The organism is Actinotalea sp. C106, from assembly GCF_023630195.1.
Taxonomy (GTDB): domain Bacteria; phylum Actinomycetota; class Actinomycetes; order Actinomycetales; family Cellulomonadaceae; genus Actinotalea.
Genome location: NZ_JALPKN010000450.1, coordinates 1 through 1,681 on the forward strand (window position 1 = coordinate 1; position 1,681 = coordinate 1,681).

Here is a 1,681-nt window from a genome sequence, read left to right on the forward strand (position 1 = left end):
ACGCGCGGCGACGGAGCCGGCGGCCTGCTCGATCAGGGCCGTCAACGCGGTCCGGGCGTCGACCTGGGCCTGCACGGCCTCGGCGAGCCCGGTGACCCACGGCCGCAGGGCCTGCAGGGACCCCCGCTGGGTGCGGGCGATGACGGAGCGGGCCCGGTCCGGCCCGGCGACCATGGCGAGCCACCTGCCGATCGGCGCGACGACCGTGGCGTCGAGCATGCCCTCGTGAGGGCCGGCGTCGGGCACGAGGAACAGCGGGACGGCCGCCATGCCGCGGGAGCGCAACCTCCCCATCAGGTCCCCGCGGACGGCCACCAGGGCGTCGTCGGGCACGCGGTTGAGGACCATGGCCATCGAGGTGCCTCGTTCGGTTGCCCGGTCGAGCACCTCCCAGGGCAGGGCGTCGCCGTACCGTGCGGCCGTGGTGACGAAGAGCCACAGGTCCGCAGCCTCGAGCAGACGGTGGGCGGTGCTGCGGTTGGAGGCGAGCAGGGAGTCCAGGTCAGGGGCGTCGACCAGGGCGATGCCCCGCGGCACGGTCAGGTGCGGCACCACGTCGACGATCTCCAGGAGCGGGTGCTCGGCGAGCAGGGCGGCGTCGTCGGGGTGGTGGGCCAGGACGGGGCGTCGCGTGGTGGGGCGGAGCACCCCGGCGGCGCTCACCTCGGTCCGCAGCACCGAGTTGACCAAGGTGGACTTGCCCGCGCCCGTCGAGCCGGCGACCACCACGATCGCCGGGGCGGAGAGCTCGCGCAGGCGGGGCAGCAGGTGGTCGTCGAGCTGGTCGAGCAGCCGGCGGCGCTGGTCCTCGGCCTCGGTCACGCCCTCGAGGGGCAGCGGGAAGCGGGTCGCGGCGACGTCACGGCGCAGGTCCGCGACGGCGTCGAGCAAGGATGCCTGCGCCCGGGGTCGCTCGGTGTCACGTCGGCCCCTGGCTGAGGCCTCGGTCGCGGGGTACGTGATCACCCCCTGATACTCCCGTGACGGAGGCACCCAGGCCAACCGCGCGCGCCGCGCACCGGCTGCGGATCGCGCGCACGAGGGGCCGACGACGGCGCTGGGCCGCGTAACCTGGGGCCTGGCGACACCGCGACCAGCGGTCAGGCCCGGCTCCCCGGGCGACCCGGTGCGGCCGTGGCCCGGCCCCTGTAGCTCAGTGGATAGAGCATCGGACTTCTAATCCGGCGGTCGCAGGTTCGAATCCTGCCGGGGGCACCCAGGCTCGATCACGCGGCCATCTCGGCAGCAGCCGACGCAGTGGCACCGCCTAGGCTCCGTCCGACGGCGCGGCGCCCCTGAGACCTCGCGGCCCGGACGCACCCGGCAGGATGAGAGGTGCGCCGGACATGCCCCCGAGCCGGGGTGTAGGTACTTTCTGGCGATGGCCGCACAGGACCCCACGGACCCGCCCACCCCAGCACCTCGCGACCCGCTCGACGCGCAGTACGCACCGACGTGGCTCGTCCGCACGGCCGCCGTCGGGGGTCGGCTCCTGGTGCTCGGAGTGCTCGTCTGGCTCCTGGCCGAGCTCGCCACGTCCCTCACGCTGCTGATCGTGGCGGTCACGGTCGCCCTGCTCCTTGCCGGCGTCCTGGCCCCCGGCGTGGCCTGGGCCGAGGGGCGAGGCGCACCTCGCGGCCTTGCGGTCGCCGGCGCGGTGGCCCTCGTCGTGCTGCTGATC

Annotated in this window: 1 protein-coding gene, 1 tRNA gene and 1 pseudogene; 2 read left to right on the top strand and 1 reads right to left on the bottom strand. The window is 75.1% G+C overall.

Going from position 1 to position 1,681, the window contains the following annotated elements:
* A partial coding sequence (locus L0B03_RS17475; protein WP_250448238.1) for a GTPase domain-containing protein occupies positions 1–966 on the bottom strand: 966 nt, incomplete at its 3' end.
* A 176-nt stretch (positions 967–1,142) separates the two neighbouring features.
* Here L0B03_RS17475 and L0B03_RS17480 point away from each other — a divergent pair.
* Together L0B03_RS17480 and L0B03_RS17485 are read left to right on the top strand one after the other, a co-directional pair.
* Positions 1,143–1,215 (top strand) — tRNA-Arg (locus tag L0B03_RS17480).
* 166 nt (positions 1,216–1,381) lie between these two features.
* A pseudogene (locus tag L0B03_RS17485) lies at positions 1,382–1,681 on the top strand (hypothetical protein); the annotation flags it as partial.